Origin of the sequence: Brevibacterium sediminis, assembly GCF_013623905.1 — a bacterium.
GTDB classification, from domain to species: domain Bacteria; phylum Actinomycetota; class Actinomycetes; order Actinomycetales; family Brevibacteriaceae; genus Brevibacterium; species Brevibacterium sediminis.
In genome coordinates this window covers 18,577-37,256 of record NZ_JABKDD010000002.1, presented here as the reverse complement: position 1 = coordinate 37,256, position 18,680 = coordinate 18,577, and the positions used below count along the sequence as shown (strand labels likewise).

General features: G+C 65.3%; 21 protein-coding genes. 9 read left to right on the top strand and 12 right to left on the bottom strand.

Annotated features, from left to right (window positions below; all coding sequences use genetic code 11):
• Positions 1-58: 58 nt before the first annotated feature.
• Both HK108_RS04645 and HK108_RS04640 read right to left on the bottom strand, forming a co-directional pair.
• Positions 59-694, bottom strand: coding sequence for an NAD(P)-dependent oxidoreductase (locus HK108_RS04645; RefSeq protein WP_181270689.1), 636 nt, complete (start codon positions 692-694; stop codon positions 59-61).
• Entirely contained in the window at positions 691-1,638 is a 948-nt protein-coding gene (locus tag HK108_RS04640) for an EamA family transporter (RefSeq protein WP_219922206.1), read from the bottom strand. Before HK108_RS04640 ends, HK108_RS04645 begins: the two co-directional genes overlap by 4 nt.
• Positions 1,639-1,717: 79 nt before the next feature.
• On the opposite strand from HK108_RS04640, the gene HK108_RS04635 reads away from it, so the two are divergent.
• Genes HK108_RS04635 through HK108_RS04620 form a run of 4 tightly spaced genes read left to right on the top strand, consistent with a single transcriptional unit; the run spans position 1,718 to position 5,059 of the window.
• Positions 1,718-2,605 carry a LysR family transcriptional regulator gene (locus tag HK108_RS04635; RefSeq protein WP_181270688.1) on the top strand — a complete coding sequence of 296 codons (888 nt, stop codon included), beginning with the start codon at positions 1,718-1,720 and terminating at the stop codon, positions 2,603-2,605.
• 31 nt (positions 2,606-2,636) lie between these two features.
• Complete coding sequence (locus HK108_RS04630) at positions 2,637-3,392, top strand: enoyl-CoA hydratase/isomerase family protein (RefSeq protein ID WP_181270687.1); 756 nt, start codon at positions 2,637-2,639, stop codon at positions 3,390-3,392.
• A 44-nt stretch (positions 3,393-3,436) separates the two neighbouring features.
• Entirely contained in the window at positions 3,437-4,243 is an 807-nt protein-coding gene (locus HK108_RS04625) for a thioesterase family protein (RefSeq protein WP_181270686.1), read from the top strand.
• 15 nt (positions 4,244-4,258) lie between these two features.
• Positions 4,259-5,059: a sulfite exporter TauE/SafE family protein gene (locus tag HK108_RS04620; protein WP_181270685.1), complete on the top strand. Its 801-nt coding sequence runs from the start codon at positions 4,259-4,261 to the stop codon at positions 5,057-5,059.
• A gap of 14 nt (positions 5,060-5,073) precedes the next feature.
• Here HK108_RS04620 and HK108_RS04615 read toward each other — a convergent pair whose 3' ends face one another.
• Positions 5,074-6,015 carry an AraC family transcriptional regulator gene (locus HK108_RS04615; RefSeq protein ID WP_139468224.1) on the bottom strand — a complete coding sequence of 314 codons (942 nt, stop codon included), beginning with the start codon at positions 6,013-6,015 and terminating at the stop codon, positions 5,074-5,076.
• An 80-nt stretch (positions 6,016-6,095) separates the two neighbouring features.
• Here HK108_RS04615 and HK108_RS04610 point away from each other — a divergent pair, with 80 nt between their 5' ends.
• Positions 6,096-6,893, top strand: coding sequence for an NAD(P)H-dependent oxidoreductase (locus HK108_RS04610; protein ID WP_181270684.1), 798 nt, complete (start codon positions 6,096-6,098; stop codon positions 6,891-6,893).
• Positions 6,894-7,035: 142 nt separating this feature from the next.
• Here HK108_RS04610 and HK108_RS04605 read toward each other — a convergent pair whose 3' ends face one another.
• A complete protein-coding gene (locus HK108_RS04605) occupies positions 7,036-7,728 on the bottom strand; it encodes a hypothetical protein (RefSeq protein WP_181270683.1) in 693 nt (230 codons plus the stop codon).
• A gap of 271 nt (positions 7,729-7,999) precedes the next feature.
• Here HK108_RS04605 and HK108_RS04600 point away from each other — a divergent pair, with 271 nt between their 5' ends.
• Both HK108_RS04600 and HK108_RS04595 read left to right on the top strand, forming a co-directional pair.
• Complete coding sequence (locus HK108_RS04600) at positions 8,000-9,088, top strand: GmrSD restriction endonuclease domain-containing protein (protein WP_181270682.1); 1,089 nt, start codon at positions 8,000-8,002, stop codon at positions 9,086-9,088.
• A gap of 186 nt (positions 9,089-9,274) precedes the next feature.
• Positions 9,275-10,876 carry an AMP-binding protein gene (locus HK108_RS04595; RefSeq protein ID WP_181270681.1) on the top strand — a complete coding sequence of 534 codons (1,602 nt, stop codon included), beginning with the start codon at positions 9,275-9,277 and terminating at the stop codon, positions 10,874-10,876.
• Between the two features lie 3 nt (positions 10,877-10,879).
• Here HK108_RS04595 and HK108_RS04590 read toward each other — a convergent pair whose 3' ends face one another.
• The 4 genes from HK108_RS04590 to HK108_RS04575 form a co-directional block, all read right to left on the bottom strand.
• Positions 10,880-11,395, bottom strand: coding sequence for a PaaI family thioesterase (locus tag HK108_RS04590; protein WP_181270680.1), 516 nt, complete (start codon positions 11,393-11,395; stop codon positions 10,880-10,882).
• A 1-nt stretch (position 11,396) separates the two neighbouring features.
• Positions 11,397-11,846, bottom strand: coding sequence for a PaaI family thioesterase (locus tag HK108_RS04585; protein WP_181270679.1), 450 nt, complete (start codon positions 11,844-11,846; stop codon positions 11,397-11,399).
• Between the two features lie 132 nt (positions 11,847-11,978).
• Entirely contained in the window at positions 11,979-13,208 is a 1,230-nt protein-coding gene (locus HK108_RS04580) for a calcium:cation antiporter (protein ID WP_181270678.1), read from the bottom strand.
• A 396-nt stretch (positions 13,209-13,604) separates the two neighbouring features.
• Entirely contained in the window at positions 13,605-14,138 is a 534-nt protein-coding gene (locus tag HK108_RS04575) for a DUF1453 family protein (protein WP_181270677.1), read from the bottom strand.
• 79 nt (positions 14,139-14,217) lie between these two features.
• On the opposite strand from HK108_RS04575, the gene HK108_RS04570 reads away from it, so the two are divergent.
• A complete protein-coding gene (locus HK108_RS04570; protein ID WP_181270676.1) occupies positions 14,218-14,844 on the top strand; it encodes a TetR/AcrR family transcriptional regulator in 627 nt (208 codons plus the stop codon).
• A gap of 70 nt (positions 14,845-14,914) precedes the next feature.
• Here HK108_RS04570 and HK108_RS04565 read toward each other — a convergent pair whose 3' ends face one another.
• The 4 genes from HK108_RS04565 to HK108_RS04550 form a co-directional block, all read right to left on the bottom strand.
• Complete coding sequence (locus tag HK108_RS04565; protein WP_181270675.1) at positions 14,915-15,481, bottom strand: NADPH-dependent FMN reductase; 567 nt, start codon at positions 15,479-15,481, stop codon at positions 14,915-14,917.
• Positions 15,478-16,683 carry an LLM class flavin-dependent oxidoreductase gene (locus tag HK108_RS04560; RefSeq protein ID WP_229663990.1) on the bottom strand — a complete coding sequence of 402 codons (1,206 nt, stop codon included), beginning with the start codon at positions 16,681-16,683 and terminating at the stop codon, positions 15,478-15,480. The genes HK108_RS04565 and HK108_RS04560 overlap by 4 nt, the downstream gene beginning before the upstream one ends.
• 62 nt (positions 16,684-16,745) lie before the next feature.
• The gene (locus HK108_RS04555; RefSeq protein ID WP_172170475.1) at positions 16,746-17,192 is read right to left on the bottom strand and encodes a MarR family winged helix-turn-helix transcriptional regulator; all 447 of its coding nucleotides are present in this window, start codon (positions 17,190-17,192) and stop codon (positions 16,746-16,748) included.
• A gap of 167 nt (positions 17,193-17,359) precedes the next feature.
• Positions 17,360-17,839: a DoxX family protein gene (locus tag HK108_RS04550; RefSeq protein WP_229663991.1), complete on the bottom strand. Its 480-nt coding sequence runs from the start codon at positions 17,837-17,839 to the stop codon at positions 17,360-17,362.
• Between the two features lie 304 nt (positions 17,840-18,143).
• On the opposite strand from HK108_RS04550, the gene HK108_RS04545 reads away from it, so the two are divergent.
• Positions 18,144-18,677, top strand: a complete 534-nt coding sequence (locus tag HK108_RS04545) for a MogA/MoaB family molybdenum cofactor biosynthesis protein (protein ID WP_181270673.1) — start codon at positions 18,144-18,146, stop codon at positions 18,675-18,677.
• Positions 18,678-18,680 lie beyond the last annotated feature (3 nt).

The window sequence follows — 18,680 nt, the reverse complement described above, 5'->3', positions numbered from 1 at the left end:
CAGACAGGGACGACCGAGGTGGTGGCCGGCCGATGCCCTTCGCCTGACCGCGCGAACCTCAGACTCTTGCGACGGTGAAGTGCCGGTCGCCCTCTGGTGATTCGAGTTCGTCGATGACGGCAGCGGCGAGGTCCTCGGCGCTGATGCGCGCCTGGCCGTCCGCCCCGATGAGCAGGGCTGTCGTTCCGCGCTGGTACTCGCCGAGGCGGTTGCCGGGTTCGAGCACCGCCGGCGGGCTGAGGTAGGTCCAGTGGTCTCCGCCCTGGTTGCGGCAGACGTCGAGCTGGGCGACGCTGGCGGCAGCGAGCTCCTTCCACTCGGCGGCGACGAACTCCGGATCGTCGACTACGAGGATGTCGGCCCGGTTCGGGGAGCGCAGCGGCCCGGCACCGCCGACGATGAGCAGCGGCACCCTTGCGTGAGCGGTCGCTTGCAGCACTTCCTCCGTGATGGAGAGGAACTGCTGTGTCTGACCGGGTGTCGCGCGCACAGTGAGAACGGCTGCGTCGGCACCGCGCAGGGCACGGTCGAGGTCCTGCGAACGACTGGCGTCAATCGCCAGCGGATGCACCTCGGGGCGAGGTGTGTGTTCGGGGTGGCGGGAGGCGGCGATGATGCCATGGCCGCGGTCGCCCGCCTCGGCGACGATGCGGGAGCCGACCATTCCGGTGGTTCCGATGACGGTGATCTTCATACTGCGGGTTCCTTCTCTGTGCGGTTTGATGTGCGTGCACGGTTGAGTGCGGTCGGGGAGAGCTGTCCGCAGGCTAGTGCTGCCAGAGCGAGGACGAATCCGGCGATCTGCGCGAGGTTGAGGCTCTCACCGGCGAAGACGATGCCGAGTCCGGCAGCCACGAGCGGGGAGAGCAGTCCGAGCAGGGCGGTCGCGGTGACCGGCAGGCGTCCGAGGCCGCGAAACCACAGGGTGTAGGCGAGCAGTCCGCCGACGCCGCCCAGCCACAGATAGCCGGCGATGCCCGGGGCGTCGACCTGTGCGGGGACGCCTTCGATGAGCAGGGTGAGCAGGAGGAGGACGAGTCCGCCGGCACTCAGCTGCCAGCTCGCGAACCCGACCGGTCCGATGCCCGGCGGCAGTCCCCATTTCTTGGCGAGGATGACGCCGGTTCCCATCGAGGCGGCACCGAGGATGCCCGCTGCGATGCCGACCAGATCGAAGCCGGCACCGGGGCCGAGGACGACGAGACCGACGCCGGCAACGCCGACGAACCCCCAGCCCAATCGCCACACCGACAGACGCTCACCGAGGACGATGACCGCGAGGACGGTGACGAGGATCGGCTGCGCGGCTCCCAGAGTCGCAGCGACCCCGCCGGGCAGGCGAGCGGCTGCGACGAACAGAAGCGGAAAGAAGATCCCGATGTTGAGGGTCCCGAGCACCACTGCTTTCCACCACCAGGACCCGGTGGGCAGGCGGCGGGCGATGAGGAGACCGATGAGGCCCGCGGGCAGGGCGCGCATGAGCGCGGCGAAGAGCGGGTGGCCCGTCGGCAGGAATTCCGTAGTCACAAGGTACGTCGTGCCCCACACTGCAGGGGCGAGGGCGGTGAGGACGGTGGTGCCGACCCGGGAGCTCGCCGGAGTCGGGGTGGATGGGGTGAGTGTGGTCGTCGTTGTCATGACTCCAGCGTCTGCCTGAATCGTGCCATGAGTCCAACACATAGTTTTCATCGAATCCATGAACTGTCATCATGTATGAATGGAGTTGCAGCAGCTGCGCTATGCCCTCGCCGTCGCCGAGGAGCGGAATTTCACCCGAGCGGCGACGAAGACTCATGTCGTCCAGTCGGCGTTGAGCCATCAGATCAAGGCCCTCGAACGCGAGCTCGGCGTCCGACTCTTCGCCCGGACCAGCCGCAGAGTCGAACTCACCACAGCCGGGCACGCCTTCGTCGCCGGTGCCCGAGCCACCCTCGACGCCGCGGATCGGACCGTCACTGAGGCGGTCGCGGCGACCGGACAGATGCGCGGAAGTCTGAGCGTCGGAGCGATCCCGACGGTGACCCGACTCGACCTCACTGCGGTCCTCGGCCGGTTTCATCGCACGTATCCGCAGGTGAGTATCGGCATGAGCGTGGGAGGCAGTCTCGACTTCATCGAACGGATCCGGACGGGAAGCCTCGATGCGGCGGTCCTCGGACTGCCGGAGGACGTCGAGCCGAAGGGCGTGGCGAGCACCGTCATCGCACAGGAGAGGCTCGTGGCCGTGCTCGGCCCGGGCCATCGGTTCGCCGAACGCCGACGGCTGCGGCTGGCCGATCTCGCCGATGAGGCATTCGTCGACTTCCCCTCCGACAGTCCCGGTCGTTCACAGTCCGATCGGGCCTTCGCCGAGGCGGGATTGACCCGAACGGTTGCGTTCGAATCGATGCTCGTGGACATGATGCTCGACCTCGTCGGGCAGGGGCTTTGTATTGCGCTGCTCGCCCCGGCGGTTGTGCCGGACGGGCGAGAGCTGGCCACTGTGCCCGTGACCGACGGACCTAAGCGCGCGGAATACCTCGCCTGGAGCGAATTCAATCCGAGCCCGGCGGCGTCGGCCTTTGTTGAGTCGGCGTTGGCGAGCCTTGGGGCGGAACAAGGTTGAGGAAGCGACACACTCACAGGCAGGAGCCCGCATGATCAGGCAAGACCGCACCGACGACATTCTTACCGTCACCATCGACAATCCGGGGCAGGCGAATGCGCTCACCGAGGACATGCTCGGACAGCTCATCGACGCCTTCACCGAGGCGGGTGCTCACGAGAGCCTGCGCGCGGTCCTGCTTACCTCGGCCGGCGGACGCGGATTCTCAGCCGGAATGGACACCGCACAATTCGCGCACACGAGTGCGTCGCGGGCGTACGCGACGATCAGCCGCCTCGGCGAGGTGTGCGAAGCGATCAAGGACTGCGCCCTTCCTGTCGCCGCCGCCATCGACGGCTACTGCATCGGCGGGGCCGCCGAGATCGCCGCAGCCGCGGACTTCCGCATCGGCAGCCAGGACTCCTGGTATTCGATGCCCGAGGTGCGCATCGGCATCCCCTCGGTGCTCGAATCGGTCAACCTCCACCGCCTGATGGGCTGGACGAAGGCGACAGAGTTCGTGCTCACCGGCAACTGTTTCTCCGCCGCTGACATGCTCGCCTGCGGCTTCCTCAACGACTCCGTCGACGGGTCGGTCGAGGAGCGCGCACTCGAGCTGCTGCGCGACACCACACGCGCCGATCGGGCCGTCATCGCGCAGCAGAAGCGACTGCTGCGGACGTGGAAGAACACCTTCGAGGCGCAGGCGATTGCCGATAGCAAGAAGGAGTTCGCGCTCGCCTTCGCCGCGAAGAATGAGACTGCCGACCCCGGCTCGGGCGACTCAGCCCCCGAGGGCAAAGTCTAAGGTCGGGCAGAATGGTGGAAACGCTCAACGACTGAGGAAATTGCATGACAGACAACGAGGTCAGCCCGCTTCCCGAGGCTTTCTACCTTCCGCGCGGCGAGGACGAACTCGACTCCACACGTGCGACGACGAGCCCGTGGGATGAGGCGATGCAGCACGGCGGCCCGCCCGCCGCGCTGCTCGCCCGTGCCGTCGAACGAGTCCGTGAGGACGACGCGATGAGCATCGGCCGGCTGACGATCGACATGCTCGGCCCCATCCCGCAGGGTCGCATACGCACCGAGGCGACCATCGTGCGTCCGGGCAAGCGCATCGAACTCGTCGAGGCGAAGCTCTGGGCCGAGGACCGCCTCGCCGTGACCGCGACAGCGTGGAGGATGCGGTCCACCCCGGAATCCAGCGCCGAGGTGGCCTCGACCTTCGACACGTCCGCTGTGCCGGGCCCGCAGGAACAGAAGTACTTCCCCGGCATCAGCCCCGACTGGGGGTATGGCCGTGCCATCGAGTGGCGCTTCGTCTCCGGCGGTCTCCAGGAACTCGGGGCGGCCGACGTCTGGGTGCGACCGCGCATCCCGCTCGTCGCTGGTGAGGAGACGAGCCCGATCCAACGCTTCGTCATCGCTGCGGACTCGGCGAACGGCGTCTCGGCGGCGGTTCCGTTCGGCGAGTGGACGTTCATTCCGCCGTCACTGTCGCTGACCTTCGCTCGCGAACCGCGGTCGGAGTGGCTGAACATGAATGCCCGCACCCACGTCGGCCCTGATGGGCGCGGTGTCACGGACGGTGATCTGGCCGACGAGCACGGATATGTCGGTTCGGTGACCCAGCCGTTGCTCATCGCCCGGCTCTGAGGTTTCCCGCCAGTCATGGAATTCCTCGGACTCGTCCTCATCGGCTGCCTCGTCGGCCTGACCACCGTGCTCTTCGGGTTCGGCGGCGGCTTCGTCACGGTCCCGATCATCACCCTCGCCGATGCGGATCTCGGACATGACACGGCACGGGTGGCGGCGGCCACCTCGGCGCTGGTGATGCTCGTCAACGCGATCGTCGCGACGGTGTCGACGAAGCGATCCACGCTCGCCCACCTGAAAGGGCGATGGTGGCTGCTCGGGCTGCTCGCGCTGGGCGGGGGATTGGGTGCGTTCGCAGGACGATTCGCACCGGACGCGCTGCTGCAGTGGGGGTTCGTTGCGTACATCGCGGCCACTGCCATCGATCTGCTCGCCCGGCCCGGATTCTTCCGACGCAAGGCCGCGGTCGTCGATGACGTTGGCGAAGTCAGCGAGGGAGGCCGAGGAATCGCCGCTGTCTGGGGTGTGCCGATCGGTGGGCTGGCTTCGTTCCTCGGTGTCGGAGGGTCGGTGATGACGGTGCCGATGATGCGCCGGTCCGGGGCGACGATGACCGTGGCCACGACCCTGGCCAACCCCCTGACCTTGGTGATCATGAGCCCGGCCGTGTTCGTAACGATCCTGACCCCGGCGGCGATCGATGCCCCGGGCATCGTGGGATCACTCGACCTGGTGGCGGCCGCGGCGCTGCTCATCGGCGGACTGCCGATCATCGTGTTCCTGCGCCGTCGGGTGCCGAAGATCCCCGAGATCCTCCACGCCTGGGGGTATTTCGTGTTGCTTGTGGCGGCTGGGGTAGTCGTCGCCGCGGCGTGAGGAAGCAGGTGCAGTCAGGCGTCTGCTGACGCCCTGCGATACCGGCTGGGGCGGATCCCGTACTCGCGATAGAAGGCAGTGCTGAGTGAGTATCCGCTGGAGTAGCCGACTTCGAGCGCCACGGATTCGACTGTCGAGTCGCTCTGTTCAAGGAGGTCGGCGGCCAAGCACAGACGCCAGCTCGTCAGGTATGTCAGAGGGGGCTCTCCCAGCAGTTCGGTGAAACGTCTCGCCAGCGTCGCTCGCGAGACGTTGGACTGTTCGGCCAGAGTCGCGATGGTCCATGGGTGCTGCGGGGAATCATGGATGGCGTTGAGCGCGGCGCCCACGGTCGGGTCGGAGCTCGCGCGGTACCAGCCTGGGGCCTGAACTTCGGGCATTGCGAACCAGTCCCGCAGCGCCGCAGCCAGCACGACGTCGAGCAGTCGATCGAGGATGACCTGTTGTCCGGGCTCTTCGCGCATGATCTCCGTCTCAAGAAGACCCAGCGTCTTCGTGCGCTGTGACTCGTGCGGCACGACGAATACCCGAGGGAGTGTCGTCAGCAGGCGGTCGGCTACGCGACCGTTCACAGTGAATGATCCGGTCAGCATAGTGTCATCGGCATCCAACTGTGTGCCGCAGGTCCGGGTCCCCAGCGCAATGCTGTCGGCCACACCTCCGTCTGCGGCAAGGCAGACTCCCGACTCCGTCTGGACGTACATGGGATCAGGAGACATTCCGGGGTCACTGGTGACCTCGAAAGGGGCCTGTCCGACGACAACGGCGATGTCATGGGGCTTGAGTCGGTGAGACTGTCCACCATCGACGATCCACGCATCACCCCGGATCATGGCGACGAGCGTAAGAGAGGACTTCTCCGCGAACACTGCAGACCATGGCGGATTCGCCAAAGTCCTACCCAGCAACGCGCCGGACGACCGGATATGTGTGAGCACATTTGTCAGAGCATCCACGTCGCCATTTTAGACGATGGAGCATCTATCTGATCGTGCCACCTATTCTCCGTCTCGTGCGCCTCGTATGTAATTGAGTCATGAACTCATTTCATAAACCGATCTCCGGTCACGCCCACTGGGTCTACACACATCCGCAAGCAGATTCGCTCAACAGGCACCTGCTCCAAGTCGGTCGATCCGCGCTGGCCGAAAAATACGAGCTCACAGTGTCGGATCTCTACGCCGATCGCTTCAACCCGACGCTCGGTGAGCATGATCTCGGAAGTCTGTCCGGCGCCGGTGGGAACCTGGCGGAACTGACTGGCGAAGCCTATGCCCGGGGTGAGGTCGAGCCTGAGGTGAGACGCGAACAGGAGCGGCTGGCGGCGTCCGAACTCCTGGTTCTCCAGTTTCCGCTGTGGTGGTACGGGCCTCCCGCGATGCTCAAAGGATGGATCGACCGCGTGCTGCAGACCGGTTTCGCGCAAGGCGACGTCGATGACTCCACCGGGCTGCCGAGACGCTACGGCGACGGTCGGCTCATGGGCAGGAAAGCACTGATCATCGTCACAGCAGGAGACGACAGTCGAACACTGGGCCCACGCGGAATCAGCGGCGACCTCGAATCACTGCTCTTTCCGCTGACACACGGTGCACTGTGGTACGTCGGGATCGAAACCCTCGACCTCCACGTAGTCTATGACGCGGATGGGCTCGGTGCCGACGGCAGAGAACGGGAGGCCACGCGACTGACCGCTCGGATCGCGGGACTGCGCGAGGAACGTGCGCGTCCCTACCGTCGAATGCTGGGCGGAGACTATGACCGGTCCACTCGGGCGCTGGTCGACAGCGTCCATCCCGGACGCACGGACCTGACGATCCACCGGGCCGGTTGACCGAGGCTGTTCGACCGCTCGCCTCAGCCATGTTCCTGGCCAAAGACCGCTCGCATGAGCGCCGAGCGCTCGCCTCAATCCGCAATGCGTGTGCGCTAGAGGCTAACTCGAGCGGTCGACGAGGGTGGGTCAGAGAATGTGCTCAGTTGTCCCAGCGGCGCCTGCGCAGAATAGGTGGCAGGCCGAAGTAGATCGGCGGGCGGGCTGAGGCCGGACGCGCAGTTTCCGAAGAAACAGCCAGTGGTGACAGTTCTGTCGTGAAAGCGTTTCCCGCGACAGTCGCACCTTCCGTGCCGCTTCCGGAATCACTCTCATCGCTTCCGCTCGTGCCCAGCGCCCACGCGCTTTCCCAGCTGATGAGTTCGCCGGCGTGGCAGACGGGGTCGCCTCCGCTTGACGGCGGCTCGGCCCACGTCCACAGGTTGATCCCGTACTCCATGAGGACGAGCTTGTCGGAAGCCTCCCGAGACGAGTTCTCCTTGACCAAAGCCGCCCGCAGCGTCGCCGAGGCGTCCTCAAGATCCGTCCACCCGTCCTGCCGATGTGGCAGGAACACCCACGTCCCAGCGGGGACGTGATCCGGCGTGACCTCGTCGACGACTGCGATCTCAATCGAGTCCCCGAACTCATCGAGCATTTCCCCGAAGCACGCACGGGCCACTTCGGGGGAGGGCGCGACGATGAGGAGGTATGCCGCCTCGGCGCGCACCTCATCCAGTGAAAGACGCGTGAACGGATTCGCACGCATCGACCCGAGCACCTGCGTCCAGTGCCCCGGCACCGTCCCATCGGCAAGGAACCCGCTGGTGCGCGGACGCTCCTCATCGTGTCGCATCGAAAATCCTCCTCGCCGAGGCCGCCCACCCTTCCCTCCCATCATGCACCCACCCGCCGGTGGAGTCAGATGGGATGGTCAGCGGGAGGTCTGCTGGCACGTTTCCGCGTATCTAACGAATGGGATACGTTCCGGCCGACCGTGTACCATCGGCGCGCCGCCGGACCTACACTGATCGGAGTGGATCGAGCAGCGGCATTCATGTCGGCTCGGTCCACGACCACGTCTGAACCATCTCGCGCCACCAGCGAGCCTGCACGCCCGAAAGTCCATGCCCTTGCTCTCTTCCTCACGCCGCACACTCGCGGCACTCGCAGCAGTTCTGTCCTTCGGTCTCCTGGCCGGATGCGCCGAGGATGCCCAACCGGCCGTTGATACCTCCTCATCCAGCGCCGCCGACCCCACACCCACACGTGAGGCCTCGGAGGCAAGCGAGGATATCCCCTCGCCGTCGGATTCCGATGACACCGACGAAGCCGGCGAAGGAGACGAAGGCCGCGCGGGCAGCGCGGCGACGGGGACCGCCTCGGCGATGTTGGCTGAACTCACGGTCAAGGGCCGGGCGCCGAAGACCGGCTACGACGGTGACCTGTTCAAATGGCGTGCGGACACCGACCACAACGGCTGCGACACCCGCAACGACGTGCTCCGCCGCGACCTCACGACCATCACCCTCAAGGCCGGAACCCACGGATGCATCGTGCTGGCCGGAACGCTAGACGACCCCTATGCCGGCGAGACCTACGACTTCGACCGCAGCGCGAACGCCGTCGACATCGACCATGTCGTCGCCCGATCGAACGCCTGGCAGACCGGGGCTTTCAAATTCGACGACGAGACGCTCAAGGAATTCGGCAACGACCCGCTCAACCTGCTCGCCGTCAGCTCAAGCCTCAACCGACAGAAGGGCGACGGCGACGCCGCGACCTGGCTGCCGCCGAACAAGAGCTTTCGCTGCGAATACGTCGCCCGACAGATCGCCGTGAAGCACAAATACGAGTTGTGGGTGGTCCCGGCCGAGAAGGCCGCCATGGAACGCGTGCTTGCGAAGTGCGACGACCAGCCCGCCTTCGCCGAGGATGTCGACTGGCCCGGCCCCGGTGACGGCGACAATGTCACCACGAAGGAAGAGACCCGCCCGGCGAAGCAGAAATCCTCGAGCTCAGGATCGTCGAGTTCATCGAGCCCGGGATCGTCGTCGAGCGGAACCACGAGTGGATCGTCCAGCAGCTCCGGCTCGTCATCCTACTTCGAGAACTGCACGGCCGCCCGCGAAGCCGGCGCCGCACCCGTCCACCGAGGCGACCCCGGCTACGGGTCCCACCTCGACCGCGACGGCGACGGAGTCGGTTGCGAATAGCTGAGGCGTCACGCTCACATTCGCATGGAACCGAAGCGCGGACAGGAAACGGTCGCGCTGCCGGCCGTCCGACTCGGCGAGGGGTGGTGTGCACGAGGTCACAGTCGCTCGGTAATCTGAAGTCGAATACCGTCGCAGCTGCGCCTGCCGACGGCCGCCACGATCATCGACGATGAGGAGATACCCATGTCCGGACTCGATACCGCCCTGACTCCGCTGCGCTTCCTCGAGCGCTCGCTCGAGGCACACCCGGACCGGGAGGCGATCGTCGACGGGCCCCGCCGCTTCACCTACCGGCAGATGGCTGAGACCGTCCAGAACCTCGCCGAAGGACTCGTCCGCCGTGGATTGAAGCCAGGGGATACGGTTGCGGTGCTCGCCCCTAACAGTGCCGAGGCGCTCATCGCCCACTACGCGGTCCCGTTGGCCGGCGGCGTGCTCGTCATGCTCAACACCCGACTGGCGCCGCCCGAGGTGGAGTACATCCTCGGCCACAGCGAAGTGAAGTTCTTCTTCGGCGATGCCGGACTCCTCCAGCCGGTCATCGATGCCGGAGCTGCGAACGCCGTCGACACCATCGTCGTCCACCCCGACGAGGACGGCACCCCAGGTGAGGTGGCCGCCGCGGATCTCAGCGTGGAAGCGTATGCCGACTGGACCGCCTCGGCGCCGGAATCATCGCGAGCCTACGAGATCGAAGACGAAACCGCGACGATCACCGTCAACTACACCTCGGGCACGACGGGCCGGCCGAAGGGCGTGATGTACACTCACCGCGGGGCGTACCTGAACTCGCTCGGCGAGGTCATCACGCAGGACTTCCCGGCTCTGACCAAGTACCTGTGGACGCTGCCGATGTTCCACTGCAACGGCTGGTGCACGACCTGGGCGCTGACCGCGGTGTCGGGCACGCACGTGTGCATCCGAGCCGTGCGCGGACCCGAAGCCTGGCGGCTCATCGACGAGGAGAAGATCACGCGGATGGCCGGTGCTCCCGTCGTGCTCAACACCATCGCCGGGGCCAAGGAGGCCCATGACCTGGGTGGATCGCTGTCGATCACCACGGCCGGCGCCCCGCCGTCGCCGACGACGATCGCCCTGTTGGAGGGCCTCGGCATCGAGGTCATCCACGTCTACGGACTTACCGAATCCTACGGCCCGTACTCCTCGTGTGAACCGCAGCCCGAATGGTCCGGCCTGCCCGTTGAGGAGCGCGCGAAGCTGAAGTCCCGACAGGGGATCGGCATGATCAGCGCCGAGCGAATGCGCGTGGTCGAACTGCGCGACGACGATGTGCTCACCGACGTGCCCCGCGACGGGGTGACGATGGGCGAGATCGTCATGCGCGGCAACAACGTCATGAAGGGCTACCTCAATGCGCCCGAAGCCACCGCCGAGGCGTTCCGCGGCGGCTGGTTCCACACGGGTGATCTTGCCGTGATGCACCCCGACGGGTATGTCCAGATCCTCGACCGCGCCAAGGACATCGTCATCTCCGGCGGGGAGAACATCTCCACGATCGAGGTCGAGCAGGCCCTCGTCGCCCACGAATCCGTCGCCGAGGCGGCCGTGGTCGGAATGCCCGACGAGAAGTGGGGACAGCGACCGTTGGCCTACGTCGTCCTTGCGCCCGGCAACGAGGCGACCGAAGCCGATCTCATCGCATTCGTCAAGACCCGAATCGCCTCCTATAAGGCTCCGGCCGGAGTCGAATTCGTCGACGAGCTGCCGACGACGTCGACCGGCAAGATCCGCAAGAACGCACTGCGGGAGATGGCTGGGAGCTGAGGTTCAGGCCGATTCGAGAGGGAAGACCAACAAGCTGCTCGTTGCCGTCGCGACGGTCTTGCCTGCTGCGTCAACGACCTCACCCTCGGCGAAGGTGACCCGGCGTCCCGGTTTGGTGACTCTGCCGGTGGCGACCAGAGGGCCGCTGTCGGCGGTCACGGGCCGCAGGTAGCTGACGTTGATGTCGATCGACGTGTAGCCCATACCTGCGGGCAGCAGCGAATGCGCGGCACATCCGAGGACCGAGTCGAGCAGGGTGCAGACCAGACCGCCGTGGACCACTCCGATCGGGTTGTAGTGGGACTCGTCGGGATGGCAGGTGAAAGTGACCTTGCCCCGCTCCACCTCGGTGAATTCCATTCCGATGTGTGCTCCGATGGGAGCGCCGGGAATCTCGCCGTCGGCGATCTTCTGGAGGAAGTCGAATCCGTCGAGGTGGGGAAGCTGCTTGAGACCGATGGCCGGATCGCCCCAGGTCACGGTCGTTTCGCGAAGTTTCGGCTCAGCCTCGGTGCTCATCTCAGTTGCTCCCTTCGGGCATGGGGACGTTCTGGAGGCGCAGCTGGCCGCGTGAGAGCTGCTTGCCGCTGGCCGCATCCGTGATGATGATCTCCCAGAGCTGCTGAGTGCGTCCCTGGTGAAGAGCGTTGCCCTCGACATTGACGCGGGCTCCCGTGCTCGGGCGCAGGAAGTCGGTGGCGTTGTGGACGCCGACGGCGAACTCGCCGCGCTCAGCCACGGCGTATGAAGCGCCGATGCTGCCTGCGCTTTCGACGATGGTCGTGTACACGCCGCCGTGGATGACGCCCCATGGAGTGTGGTGATTCTCGTCGAGTTCGGCATGCGCCCGCACCGAGGTGGCGCTGACCTCATCGACGACGAGTCCGGTGGCCGCGACGAACCGGCTCGAGCCTTCGGGGGAGACGTCGGGCAGTGGCGTGGTGGGCTGCGAGGAAGCGTCGTTGTTCATGGATTCTCCTTCGTACGAGGCAGAGCCGGAGGCTGATTGAATGTTCGGATTTCAGCCTACCCGTGAGAGTTCGCCGCCAGCGCCAAATATCTCCGGCGCCGTGCCGGCCCGCTTTGTCGCCGTGCCGGCAACTCACGCGAAGAGCGCGAGACCGAACACGACGAAGATGATGAGATGAGCGGCACCTTGGACGGCGGTGACCTTCTTGCCGGCGAACCCGATGACGGAGACCAGGAGCGTGATCGCCAGCAGCGCGAGGTTGATCGGTGACTCGGCGAGTACGATCTGCTGATCGGTGAGCATGCCGATGACCAACACCGTCGGTATCGTCAGCCCCACCGTCGACACCTGTGCACCGTGGCACAGGTTGCTTACCCGCTGGATCTCGCCATTCCACGCCGCTCGCAGAGAGGTGAGCGTCTCGGGTAGGAACACGATCATCGCAATGACCACCCCGGACAGTGCCACCGGAGCGCCGAGGCGGCCCAGACCGTCGTCTAGCAGCGTGGCCATATCGTGGGAGAGCAGCACAATTGGCAGCACCGTGGCGACGAGGAGGACCAGCCGGAGGACGATCTCCACGCGGTGGGTTGAGAGGATCTCGACGATTCCGTGAGACGCGTCGTCGGTCTGGTCGGCCGCCTCGGGTCGGGTGGATTCGGGCCGGCCGGCCGCCTCGGTGGGGGAGGACTGCGTCGTTCCGGCAGTCGATGAGGTGATCGCCTGCACGGCCTCGACGGGGGCCGCCTCGGTGAATTCCTGGGCCTGCGGTCCCATCTGGCGGTAGAGGAAGAAGGCGTAGGAGCCGACGGTGACCACGATGATCGGGATCTCCTGCCAGATCTCGTATGCGCCATCGGGGGTGCCGATGAGGGCGGGCACGGCGAAGGCGAGGGCGGCGAAGACGACGATCATGACCAGGTAATTCGAGACACCCGTGCGATTGTGGGTGAGTGCGCCGTGGCGCAGTCCGCCGACGAGCAGGCAGAGGCCGATTACGGCGTTGAGGATGATCATCGATACCGCCATCACCGAATCGCGGGCGATCGTCGCGTGGTCGCCGGGGCCCAGCAGGACCGCAGCGATGAGGATGACCTCGATGAGGCAGATCGAGATCGTCAGCACGAGCGAGCCGTAGGGGTCGCCGAGGCGGTTCGCTAAGTGTTCGGCCTCGGTGACGACTCCGAAGGCGCAGATGAGGATGACCGCGATGATGACCACGAGTGCGGTCACGAGCAGCGGCAGGGGGATCGGCGGGGCAAGCAGAGTGCCCATGAACTGCAGGGCGATGAACACGCCCCAGCCGAGGACGAGTCGCAGAATTGCGGTCGGCGTGATGATGGAGCGGAGGGCGGCGGTCATGAAAGGTCTTCCTGTCTCTGAGGCCGTCCTCATCGTGAGTCTCACGCAGCCGGGTCGTCCCGACTGGTTCCTTCCGCTTTCAGGTTATCCAGGCCCGCCTGGCCCGGCAAATCCGGTGACCTGGGGCACCGGATGGCTTGGGGCGCGGGTGCGGCTCGAGCGCGCCGTCGGCCAAATTGGGGTGCGCGTTGGTGGGCGCGAGCCTTTCGTCGGAGCGCACGTTCTGGTTCTGTATAGGGTCCTCTGAAATGGCCACTTTCCTCGCTGTGAAATTCAGAGCAGGGTGTATCGATTCGCTGGATCGAGTAGCCGCTACGGCACTATTGAGTTTGAGCAGCCCACGTTTGAAACAGTGCTGCTCGTCCTCAACCGTGCCGCCAGCCACCACGTTGCCGATCACTTCTGTCGCGCGCGGTCGACGAGGCTGCTCAGTGCTGATGTGTCGGAGCCGTTCCGTATCGCGTCGCGATTGCTGAAGGGAATACCCGACTGCAGACCCCGCCCGCCGCAGGTGATCGCTTCGCCGAACAGGCTCAATCCGATGCTCAGTGTCATAGGACGAACGGCTTCTTCGGCGCCGATGAGCTGAGCTCCGAAATGCAGGCCCAGCCCTGCGAGCAGGCTGCATGCCCAGATGATCATCGTCTTCACCGTGTATTTCTGGTGGAGAGCCCCGTCTCGTTCGAAGAGGACCGTGGATGCTCCGCGCAGCATTCCGAAGCTGACACCGACCACCACCGAGGAGGTCAGGAAGGTGACGTTCGCGGGTGTCCAATGGCTGAATCCCCACAGTTCCTTGACGGCCAGTCCCAGCAGGATCAACGGTGGGATTGCGAGATCTTTGGCGTCGACGGGCTCTCCGCGGAAGCGTCGAACGATGACGACGACGATGACAGCTATGACTCCGAGGGCGATGAGGAGGGGTGACATGGGCGATCTCCTTTGATGTGTTAGCAGGCACGTGCTAAAACGATAGCATGATGTCGCAGAGGTGTGCTATAAAAGATCTATGCCGAAATTCGTCGACCCGGTTCAGCGCCGAGGGGTCATCGCCGATGCGCTCTTCGCCATCGTCCTCAGGCGGGGGCTCTCCAAGGTCTCGCTGCGGACCATCGCCGATGAAACCGGCTTGGCCATCGGCTCCATCCGGCACTACTTCTCCGGCGCCGACGGGATCGTGCGTTTCGCGCTCGAGACCCTCGTCGAACGTGTCGGAGATCGGCTGGAGGCGCGACTGGCCGACATGCTTCCCAAGCTCGATGCTGGGAGCATCGATCGCGATCAGGCCAAAGAGCTGACGGTCGACTTCCTCTCCGAACTGCTGCCGCTCGACGAGACCCGGCGGCGGGAGTCGGTGGTGTGGCTGGCCTTCGAAGAGGAGGCGCGCACGACACCGGAGCTTGGCGACGTCTTCGAGACTTCCGTGCGCGGCACCCGTGCTCTCATGGCCCGAGTCGTTGAGAGTATGAGTGCCCGCGGAGTCCTGCACGCGGGCCTCGACGCTCAAGCCGAAGCCGAGACCCTCGCTGCCCTCATCGATGGGTTGACCCTGCGCTCGGCGCTTCACCCCGAGGTTCTTGCTCCTGAGCGTGCCCGCGAGCTCCTCGCTGCGCACCTTGAGAAGCTGCGCGCCTGACCTTGGTCATGGGGCGCTTCACACAGAGTTCGCATATTCAGACGGTGGGCGGACCGTCGCTCTTGAACGATCAGAACCCGTAGGCTGCGTCCCGCTCCTCTCGGATCGAGGCGAACGTGCGGGTGAGTACGACGGTGTCCTCGACGAGACGGTCGAGGCGCTGGAGGACGTCGTGGCTGACGATCTCGCCGCGGTGCAGGTCGCTCTCGCCGACGAACACATACGGCTGGACGACCTGCGCCTTCATGTACGTCAGGATCGGCAGCAAGTGCTGGGCCGGAATGAGATAGTGCTTCGACGACCCCGCCGTGGCGATGACGCCGACGACCTTGTCGAGGAAAGCACTCGTCGGCAGCAGATCGAAGATGTTCTTCAGTGCTGCCGGGATTGAGGCCTGGAAGATCGGGGTACCGATGATGATCGCTTCCGCGTCCATGAGCTCCCGGGCCACCCGACCGGTATCACCGGTGTACTCGGTGAAGTTCCGACCGTCAGCGAAGACTATGTCCGCCTCGGCGAGATCGATGACGCTCAGCTCGATGGTCGGGTCGTAGGAGGCGACCGCCTCGGCGAGGTGATCGATCACGGTCCGGGTCTTCGTCCCGACGTTCGACCCGGACAGCAGAACCAGCTTCATGACAGTGCCTCCTCGGCGGAGTCGAACGCAGAGCCGGCGGTCCCGGTCTGCTTATCGGTCGGCGCGGTCGCGGTGTACTTCTTGACGGCGGGCAGGATCTCGGTGCCGATGATCTCGATCTGCTTCATCACGTCGGCATAGGCCATCCCGCCGAAGTCGACCTGTGCGAGATAGCGCTGATGACCGAAGACCTCATGCTGGTGGAGGATCTTCTCGATGATCTGCTGAGGGCTGCCGATGTTCGCGATGGACGCCGGGTGGACGCTCTGCGCGAAATGCTGCTTGGGCATGCCCTGCCCGTTCGTGCGCTTCATCCCCTCGTTGATGTGCGGATACATCGCCTGTAGCGCCTCTTGCGAGGTCTCCGCGGCATGGAAGAATCCCGCCGTGGCGATCGGCAATATGGCCGGATCGAATCCAGCATGCGCGGCCGCGCGACGGTAGGCATCGACGGTGCCCTTGAACACCGAGGTGGTCCCGCCGAGGTGGGCCATGACCATGGGGACCCCGGCTAGTCCCGCCTTCATCGCGCTCGCCGGTGCCCCGCCGACGGCGCGCCAGATGCGCAGCGCCTGCCCGGTGGGGCGGGGGAGGACCTCGGCGTCGTTGAGCGGAGCCCGGAACTGCCCGGACCAGGTCACCTGCTGTTCGCGGTTGATCTTGAGCAGCAGATCGAGCTTCTCCTCGTAGAGCTCTTCGTAGTCGCGCAGATCGTAGCCGAGGAGCTCGAACAGACCGACCCGCGAGGCGCGACCGGCGACGAGCTCGGCACGACCGCCGGAGATGAGATCGATCGTCGCGAAGTTCTCGAATACCCGGACCGGGTCCGAGGTCGACAGGATCGTCGAGGAGCTGCCGATGCGGATCGTATCCGTGGCTTGGGCGATGGCACCGAGGATGACGGCATGGGCCTGCGAGGCGAAGAACTCCTGATGGCTCTCGCCGAGGCTGAAGAAGTCGAGTCCGGCTGCTTCGGCGGCTTGGGCGTAGCCGATGAACTCGTGGATGCGCTGCCCCGCGTCGACGCGTGACCCGTCGTGCGGGTCAGGCAGATGGTCGCCGAGGCTGTAGATGCCGAACTGCAGTCCCTGGCCTTGGTCGAAACCGAATTCGTGCATATAGTTCGGCTGCTGTGACGGTAGGGATTCAGTCGTTTCGGAATGCTGCTGAGGGGTGGTGTGCAGCTGCGCGGACTCGCTCAAGGTGTCTCCTCGTGACGGTGACGAAAATGTCATTTGCCATGTCAACTGAGACGGCCGCGGGATTATTCCCGCGGGTTCTCGCCGCGCTTCCGGCTGGTGTCGTAGAGCTTCTTCATCAGTGCGTGCAGCTGCACCTTCTCGTCCTCGCTCAAGGAATCGTCGAACAAAGACGCCTGCTGTTCCTGCTGCGAGGGAAACGCCCGTTCGAGGAGTTCGCGGCCCTTGGGTGTCAGCGAGATGTGTTTGGTCTTCCAGTCCTGTTCGCGAGAGATCAGGCCCTCGGACTCGAGTCGGGCGAGCATGCGGGAGATCCCGCCGCTGCTGACGGTCAGTCCTTCGGCGAGAGCGGACTGTGTGATCGGCTCGAAATTGCGGATATGGGCAAGGGCTTCGAACTGGGCGACGGTGAGCCCGAACTGCCGCAGGTGCTCATTGGAGAGCTGGTTGCTGTTCTGGACGAAGCGGGCCATGCGCAGCCAGATCAGCGTGCTCAGGCTCAGATCATCCACCGCTTCTCCTTCTGCTGATCGCGTAGCTGCCGCTGACGTCGTGATCGCCGCGAGCGGCCATCCCGACCTGCCCTCACATTACCTGCGGCGTGCGAGGGGTCGGAAATGGTCCGCGGCGAGGGTGGTGACGGCGTTGGGCAAGCCAAGTGCCTGGCGTTTGCTGTGGCTCAGGCGTCAGCGGCCACGGCGCGAGATGCGCTCGAGCGCTTACGTCCCTTGCCTGCCTTGCCGGCGAAGAGAAGGCGGTCGACGCTCAGACGGCCAGGACCTGCAGCGGCAATCAGCAGAGCGCCTGCGGCTAGTGAGGCGACGAGCTCCCAGCCTCCCTGATCGACGAACGGGGTCGGGGTGAGGTGGACGATGATCAGGGCGCCGATGACATTGGCTGCCAGCAGGAATCCGACGATGGGAGTGAGCGCACCGAGGATGAGCAGTGCTCCGCCGATGAGTTCGACGAAGGTCGCGACCGGGGCCGCGATATCGGCCATCGGCACTCCCATCTGCGCAAACGAATCGCTCGTTCCGGCGATGGTCCACTCGTTGAACTTCTGCCACCCGTGGGCGATGAAGATCGCGCCGAGGCCGATCCGGGCAATGAGAGTGATGATGTCGCGGGCAAAGGTCGGCAGTCCGGTCGTTGCGTACACGGTGATCTCCATGATTGGTTGAAATTGCAATCACACGGTATGTGCCGAACATGGCAATACGCTGGCAATCCCTTATCGCCAACGAGGCAAAGCAGCGAGAGCAGCCCTCAACGATTCGTCCCTTGCGCTGCCGTCTCTTCCCCGCGACCCGGGGTCGTGCCGTCTCTGGTCATCCCCGACCGGAGTGGGACAATGGTGGCAGTAGCCGTGCCTCGTGGGTGAGCGCAGGGATCGCGAGCAGGCGCACGTACCAGATGTGCCGCTTACGGGTGCGATTGAAACTGATTTGGAAGAGGGCAGATAGGTGAGCGAAGAGAACAGCGAGCTCCTCGGAGCGGGACGCAAGGCTGCGGTCATCATTGCCTCCACCTCGGCGGCCAGGGGAGAGGCCGCGGACACGACGGGCCCCATCCTCGTCGATTGGCTGCGCGGCCGCGGTTATGAGACTCCCGAGGCTATCGTCGTCCGCGACGGCGAACCCGTCGGCGACGCACTCAAGCAACTCCTCGTCGACACTCCGGAAGCCGACCGTCCTCGCGTCATCGTCACGAGCGGCGGTACCGGGCTCGCTCCCGACGATCGCACTCCTGAATTCACTGCCGAACTTCTCGAACGCCAGTCCCCGGGCCTCATCTATGCGATGTGGCGCAAGGGTCTCGAGTCGACATCCTCGGCGGTGATGAGCCGCGGAGTCGCGGGAGTGCGCGGACGCAGCTTCGTCATCAACTTCCCCGGTTCGAAGGGCGGGGTCAAGGACGGAATCACCGTCATCGACGACCTCCTTGAGCACATTCAGACCTCCGTCGAGGACACCACCGACCACGGCCCCCGGGTCTGAGAG